The 7,869-nt window shown below is 40.7% G+C and carries 5 protein-coding genes; 4 read left to right on the forward strand and 1 reads right to left on the reverse strand.

What is annotated here, in order from left to right; translation table 11 throughout:
- Positions 1-120 precede the first annotated feature (120 nt).
- The 4 genes from FCJ93_RS23340 to metH are packed head-to-tail and all read left to right on the forward strand — an operon-like array spanning position 121 to position 7,701.
- Positions 121-1,233: a methionine biosynthesis PLP-dependent protein gene (locus FCJ93_RS23340; RefSeq protein ID WP_095306232.1), complete on the forward strand. Its 1,113-nt coding sequence runs from the start codon at positions 121-123 to the stop codon at positions 1,231-1,233.
- Positions 1,230-2,402, forward strand: coding sequence for a cystathionine beta-lyase (gene metC, locus FCJ93_RS23345; RefSeq protein ID WP_095306233.1), 1,173 nt, complete (start codon positions 1,230-1,232; stop codon positions 2,400-2,402). Before FCJ93_RS23340 ends, metC begins: the two co-directional genes overlap by 4 nt.
- 15 nt (positions 2,403-2,417) lie before the next feature.
- A complete protein-coding gene (locus FCJ93_RS23350) occupies positions 2,418-4,283 on the forward strand; it encodes a bifunctional homocysteine S-methyltransferase/methylenetetrahydrofolate reductase (protein WP_137744805.1) in 1,866 nt (621 codons plus the stop codon).
- Positions 4,261-7,701: a methionine synthase gene (gene metH, locus FCJ93_RS23355; protein WP_137744806.1), complete on the forward strand. Its 3,441-nt coding sequence runs from the start codon at positions 4,261-4,263 to the stop codon at positions 7,699-7,701. The genes FCJ93_RS23350 and metH overlap by 23 nt, the downstream gene beginning before the upstream one ends.
- A gap of 79 nt (positions 7,702-7,780) precedes the next feature.
- On the opposite strand, the gene FCJ93_RS23360 is transcribed toward metH, so the two are convergent.
- Positions 7,781-7,869: IS3 family transposase (locus FCJ93_RS23360; RefSeq protein WP_137743979.1), on the reverse strand; the 89-nt coding region annotated here is incomplete at its 5' end.

The raw sequence follows: 7,869 nt of genomic DNA on the forward strand, positions 1-7,869 counted from the left end.
AAGTTTCACAAGAAATAAGCCAAAATCGCTTTATCAACAATTCTGTTTAACAAAGTCTTTGTTTAAGATGCATACAGACATATTACAAGCAAATTTTATGAACTTAAGGAGTGTTATCTTATGTATGAACTCGAAACAAAATTGGCGCAAATCGGAAATCGCAGTGAAAAAACAACAGGTACAGTAAATCCTCCTATTTATCTTTCTACCGCCTATCGTCATGAAGGAATTGGTCAATCAAGCGGCTACGATTATATCCGAACTGGAAATCCAACAAGACAAATTTTAGAACAGACGATAGCCGAGCTTGAAGAAGGTGATGGCGGGTTCGCCTGTAGTTCTGGAATGGCGGCTATTTTGACAGTACTTTCTCTCTTTCAATCAGGAGACGAATGGATTGTCGCAAAGGATTTATATGGCGGTACATACCGTATTCTTGAGGAGAACTTTAAGAAATGGGGCCTTAAAGCAACATATGTGAATACGAGCGATGTTGCCAATATACAGGAATATATTACCGAAAAAACAAAAGCTATCTTTATTGAGACACCTACAAATCCCCTTATGGAACAAACCGATATCAAGGCAGTTTCAAAAATAGCAAAAGAAAACAAACTTTTAGTAATTGTCGACAATACGTTTTACACTCCTTATATTCAAAAACCGATTAGAGATGGTGCTGATATCGTCATCCATAGTGCCACCAAATATTTAGGCGGACACAATGATGTTTTGGCCGGATTGATTGTCGCGAAAGGAAAAGAACTTTGCGAGTCTCTAGCTTTCTATCATAATGGCAATGGCTCAGTTCTAAGCCCTTTCGATTCATGGCTGTTAATGCGGGGAATGAAGACGCTAGCCCTAAGAATGGAAAAACATGAGCAAAATGCAAAAGAGCTTGTCCGCTTTCTGTTAGAACATGACGCCGTGACAAATGTCCTTTACCCAGGACGAGGAGGAATGGTTTCATTTCGAATTCAACATGAAGCATGGGTGAATCCTTTCTTGCAAAACTTGCAATTAATCACATTTGCTGAAAGCTTAGGTGGAACTGAAAGTTTTATCACCTATCCTGCTACACAGACCCATGCAGATATTCCCGAAAAGATTCGATTTGAAACAGGGGTAGATAATTGTTTACTGCGCTTCTCAGTCGGATTAGAGCATAGCAATGATTTAAAAAATGATTTACAGCAAGCATTCATAAAAGCCAAACAGGAGGTAGTACGATGAACGAAGACTGTTGTTACTCTTTTGAAACGAAGTTGCTTCACAATAACTCAAAATTTGATCTTACAACTGGAGCTGTCAGCGTCCCCATTCAGCATGCCTCAACCTTCCATCAATCAAGCTTTGACACTTACGGAAAGTATGATTACGGTCGCAGCTTGAATCCTACACGGGAAGCTCTCGAGGAGCAATTAGCTCATTTAGAGGGTGGTACTCGTGGGTTTGCATTTGCTTCTGGAATGGCTGCCATTTCAACCGCCTTTCTCCTCCTATCCAAAGGTGACCATGTCGTCATGACGGAGGATGTATACGGCGGAACCTATCGCATGGTAACAGAGGTTCTCTCACGCTTTGGCATTGAGTATACATTTGTCGATATGACTGATCTCGATGCCGTCACGAAGGCTGTTCAAGCAAATACGAAAGTATTTTATGTCGAAACTCCTTCAAATCCAACGTTAAAAGTTACAGACATTAAAGCAATCAGTCTGATCGCCAAAAAACATGGGGCATATACATTTGTCGATAATACTTTCCTAACTCCTGCCTTACAAAGGCCTTTGCAATTAGGGGCGGATGTCGTCCTCCACAGTGCTACAAAATTTTTATCCGGTCACAGTGATGTGGTTGCAGGTGTCGCTGTTGTAAGAGATGAAGAATTGGCAAATCGACTTGCTTTTTTACAAAATTCCTTCGGGGCTGTACTCGGCGTTCAGGACTGTTGGTTAGTAATGCGCGGTCTTAAGACATTATCAGTTCGATTACAGCAATCGGTCAAAACAGCTACTAAATTGGCACACTTTTTCCGCCAGCACGATTCAGTAAAGAATGTTTATTATCCTGGTTTAAAAGAGCATCCCCAATATGAATTGCAAAAAAAGCAAGCTTTAAACGCGGGGGCTGTTTTATCTTTTGAACTTGAATCAGAAGAACTGACTAAAAAATTCGTTGAAAATGTTAGAATTCCCGTTTTTGCAGTTAGCCTGGGAGCGGTGGAATCAATCCTTTCATACCCCGCGAAGATGTCGCATGGAGCGATGCCAAAAGCAGAACGAGAAAAAAGGGGAATCAGCAATAGTTTACTAAGATTGTCTGTTGGTTTAGAACATGCGGACGATTTAATTAATGATTTTACTACGGCATTAACCTATGCCTATTCACCAATTAAATAAAAAAGGAGTAAGAATATGAGTTTCCTAGAAAAACTAAAAAGTGAAATTCTCATTGCAGATGGTGCTATGGGGACCCTTCTATACTCCTATGGGACAGATAGCTGCTTCGAAGAATTAAACCTTTCACACCCAGATGAAATCACAAAAATCCATCAAGCTTATATTGAAGCTGGTTCAGATATTATCCAAACAAATACGTATGCAGCCAATTTTTTAAAACTTCAAAGATATGGTTTAGAAGACTCTGTTAAGGAAATAAATAGCGCTGCAGTAAGAATTGCCAAAGAAGTGGCGCAAAAAGATGTTTATGTCCTTGGCACAATGGGTGGAAACCGTGGTGTAAATCCAAAGGCGCTCTCCCTTGAGGAAATTAAGCGCAGCTTTCGAGAACAACTTTATTGTCTGCTGCTAGAGGATGTAGATGGAATCCTGCTTGAGACCTTTTACGATCTTGAAGAGATTGAAACAGTATTAACCATTGCTAGAAAAGAAACAGCCCTCCCAATCATTGCACAGGTTTCCGTTCAAGAACCAGGCGTCATGCAAAATCAAACAGCTATTAACGATGCCTTTGCGAAACTCGAAGGATTAGGTGCAGATGTTGTTGGTTTAAATTGCCGAATTGGCCCTCATCATATGATTAAAAGTTTAGAAGAAGTGCAGATTCCTAGCAAAGCTTTTCTATCTGCATTTCCAAATGCTAGTCTTCCAACTTATACAGATGGCAAATTCCATTATGAAGGCGATGCAGACTACTTCAAAAGTTCAGCAAAAGCTTTTCAGGAACAAGGGGTGCGATTGCTTGGAGGATGCTGTGGTACAACACCTGCGCATATACGTGCTTTTGCAGAGGAATTGAAGGGTGCTACTCCAGTAACCGAAAAAATCATTAAACAAAAAAAGCAATCCTCCACTAAGATCGTGCAAACAGCCGTTCGAAATGAGGTGCCTCTGCAAACGATCGTCAAAGAAAGAGCATCGGTTATCGTTGAGTTAGATCCGCCGCGCAAACTCAACACGGAAAAATTTTTTCAAGGGGCAAAAGAATTAAAAGCTGCAGGCATTGACGCCATTACACTGGCAGATAACTCCCTTGCCTCACCTCGAATTGAAAATTCTGCTCTTGCATACTTAACAAAAACAAAGGTTGGCATGCGTCCTTTAGTGCATATCACCTGTCGTGATCGAAATATTATTGGTTTGCAATCCCATTTAATGGGACTTCACACACTAGGACTGCATGATGTACTTGCTGTGACCGGCGATCCAGCACGAGTTGGCGATTTCCCTGGTGCCTCTTCCGTTTACGATGTCTCTTCATTTGAATTAATACAAATGATTAAACAATTTAACGACGGTTTATCAAGTTCAGGGAAAGATTTGGGACAAAAGGGAGCCTTTTCTGTTGCTGCAGCATTCAATCCAAATGTTCGTTCACTGGAAAAAGCAGTAGAACGGATGGAAAAGAAAATCCAATATGGTGCTGACTATTTTATTACTCAGCCGATCTATTCAGAAGAAAAATTAATCGAGGTTTATCAAGCAACTAAACATTTAGACACCCCTATTTATATAGGGTTGATGCCATTAACAAGTAGCAGAAATGCTGAATTTCTTCACAATGAAGTACCCGGAATCAAAATTTCGCAAAATATTCGTGATACAATGGCATCATTAGCGAATAATCCGGTAGAAGCAGCTCGTGAAGGTGTTGCAATCACGAAAGATTTAATCAATGCAGCGACAGAATTATTTAATGGGATTTATTTAATCACACCTTTTTTACGTTATGAACTGACTGTTGAGCTTGCTCGCTATACTAACGAAAGTAGCAACAGGATATCGAGGAGGAAGCAAAATGTCAAAAGCATTACTCAATAAGCAATTAACGAAAAAAATTCTCATCATGGACGGAGCAATGGGAACCATGCTGCAACAGGCTTCATTGACGGCAAACGATTTTGGTGGTGAAGAGTTTGAAGGCTGCAATGAAATTTTGAATATTACCCGTCCTGATGTTATTGAATCGATTCACCTTCAGTATTTACAAGCAGGTGCAGATATTATTGAAACGAATACATTTGGAGCTACTGAAATTGTACTAGACGAGTATGAGCTTGGACATAAAGCTTATGAACTAAACAGACAAGCTGCACTCATCGCCAAAAAAGCAGCCGACAAAATAGCGACCCCCGATTGGCCAAGGTTTGTCGCAGGTTCAATGGGACCGACAACTAAAACACTATCAGTTACTGGCGGAACATCATTTGAAAAACTGCAAAAATCATATGAAGAGCAAGCGCTCGGCCTCATCGATGGCAATGTGGATATTCTTTTACTTGAAACAAGCCAAGATCTTCTAAACGTAAAGGCTGGCTTTCTAGGCATCCAAGAAGCATTTAAGAAGCGGCATATTGAGTTACCGCTCATTCTGTCTGGGACAATCGAGCCGATGGGGACAACTCTGGCAGGACAGTCAATCGAAGCATTTTACATCTCTGTTGAACATATGAACCCCCTCGCTGTTGGACTCAATTGTGCAACCGGACCTGAATTTATGCAAGATCATATCCGCTCACTTGCACAGCTATCCACTGCAGCAGTAAGCTGTTATCCTAATGCTGGTCTACCTGATGAAAATGGCAATTATCATGAAACACCAGCGTCGCTTGCCAAAAAACTAGGCGGATTTGCGGCAGAAGGTTGGTTAAATATAGTCGGGGGCTGCTGTGGCACAACACCTGAACATATTAAGGCAATTGCTGAAGAAATGACGCGTCATGAACCTAGGAGGCCAGCCCGCACGGACTATCATATGGTATCAGGGATTGAACCCTTTATTTATGACGATCCTACCCTCCGTCCTATTATGGTTGGGGAAAGGACAAATGTCATCGGCTCGCGGAAATTTAAACGCCTTATTTCTGAAGGAAAATTTGAGGAAGCTGCTGAAATCGCACGAGCACAAGTTAAAGGTGGGGCCCATGTGATCGACATTTGCTTAGCGGATCCGGATCGTAATGAGCTTGAGGATATGGAAAACTTTTTAAAAGAAGTAACAAAAAAAATTAAGGCACCGCTTGTCATTGATTCAACAGATGATAAAGTCATTGAAAAAGCCCTTGCCTATTCCCAAGGTAAAGCAATAATCAACTCCATTAACTTAGAAGATGGCGAGGAGCGCTTTGAATCGGTCGCAAGGCTTGTCCATCGGTTTGGAGCAGCAGTTGTCGTCGGAACGATAGATGAAAAAGGAATGGGGGTATCAGCGGAACGGAAGCTTGAAATTGCTAAACGTTCTTACGAGCTTCTTGTCCACAAATATAAAATCGCACCACAGGATATTATTTTTGACCCCCTTGTCTTCCCTGTAGGTACAGGTGATGAGCAATATATAGGTTCTGCTAAGGCAACAATTGAAGGAATACGCATGATTAAAGAAGAATTCCCTAAAGCATTAACGATCTTAGGAATCAGCAACGTTTCTTTCGGTTTACCCCCAGTCGGGAGAGAAATTTTAAATTCTGTTTTTCTCTATCATTGCACACAGGCCGGTCTTGATTACGCGATCGTTAACACGGAAAAGCTTGAACGCTTTGCCTCGATTTCAAAGGATGAAGTCGCACTTGCGGAAAGACTGTTATTTGAGACGACAAATGAATCTTTAGCTACCTTTACAGAGTTCTATCGAGATAAGAAAAAAGAAATCAGGAGCTCGACTCCAAATATGCCCCTTGATAAAAGATTGGCATACTATGTAATTGAAGGTACTAAGGAAGGATTGCTTAAAGATTTAGATAATGCCTTAAAAACATTCCCCACACCGTTAGAAATCATCAATGGACCTTTAATGGATGGAATGAAAGAGGTTGGCCGCCTCTTCAACAATAATGAATTAATTGTCGCCGAGGTTTTGCAAAGTGCCGAGGTGATGAAAGCAGCAGTATCTTACCTAGAACCTTTTATGGAAAAAAATGATACAAGCTCAAATAAAGGAAAAATTATCTTGGCGACCGTTAAAGGAGACGTTCATGATATTGGTAAAAATTTAGTCGACATCATCTTGAGCAATAACGGCTACGAGGTTATCGACTTAGGAATTAAGGTAGCACCCTCGACATTAATCGAAGCGGTAAAAAAGGAGGAACCCGATATAGTCGGCTTGTCCGGCCTATTAGTAAAGTCTGCTCAACAAATGGTCATAACAGCCCATGATCTAAAACAGGCTGGGATCAATATACCGATCTTAGTCGGTGGTGCAGCTCTTTCAAGAAAGTTCACCGATACAAAGATCTCGAAAGAGTATGATGGTCTTGTGCTTTATGCAAAAGATGCGATGAATGGTTTATCTTTAGCTAATCAAATACAAAATCAAGAAGAAAAGCTACTGCTGTTAGAGAAAAAGAAAGAAAAGATTTTAGAGGCGACCAATACTCTTACATTCGAACGCCCTGTTACAACAGCCGTTATGGAAAAAATGAAAGTGTCAACAACTGTCCCTGTTCATATTCCGCGTGATCTGGAAAGACATTTATTGAAGAGCTATACTTTAGACCATATTGAACCATATATCAATAGGCAAATGTTACTTGGCCATCACCTCGGAGTAAAAGGAAAAATTGATAAGTTATTGGCTGGCAATGATGAAAAAGCGCACAAGGTAAATGATACAGTTAATCAACTTATTTACGAAGCGAAGAAAAATGGTTGGATTAAACCTAGAGCTGTTTATCAATTTTTCCCAGCCCAATCTGATGGCAATAAAATCTATATTTATGACTCAACTAATCGCGAACGTATAATCGAAACATTTGATTTCCCCCGTCAGCAGAAAGGTGCTTATTTATGCCTTGCTGATTATATCAAATCAGTGGATAGCGGGGAGATTGATTACGTTGGATTTTTCGCCGTCACAGCCGGAAGAGGAATTCGCGAACAAGCAGAGAAACTGAAAGGTGCAGGAAGATTTCTAGAATCCCATGCCTTACAGGCGTTAGCACTTGAATCTGCTGAGGGCTTTGCCGAATTGATTCATCGACAAATGAGAGATGCATGGGGGTTCCCAGATCCTGCAAGCATGACAATGCAGCAGCGATTTGCCGCAAAATATCAAGGTCAACGCTTTTCATTCGGTTACCCTGCTTGTCCTGATTTAGAAGATCAAGCAAAGCTTTTTCAACTTCTTCAACCACAGGATATCGGGATTGAACTGACAGATGGTTTCATGATGGAGCCCGAGGCATCGGTTACGGCCATTGTCTTTGCCCATCCAGAAGCAAGATATTTTAATGTTTTATAAGAAGCTGTTCTCTATCTGAATAACCAAAAAAGCAAGTGGAGAAAGTCTGAACTGACCCAATAAAGTTAGACAAATATTTTTATGCAACTTTTAAGACTTGAGTTCGGTATTCCACCGGGCTTAGGTCTTTTAATTTTGCCTTCATTCGTTTGTGATTGTAATAGTATA

The sequence above is a fragment of the Robertmurraya siralis genome (assembly GCF_005502275.1).
Taxonomy (GTDB): domain Bacteria; phylum Bacillota; class Bacilli; order Bacillales; family Cytobacillaceae; genus Robertmurraya; species Robertmurraya siralis.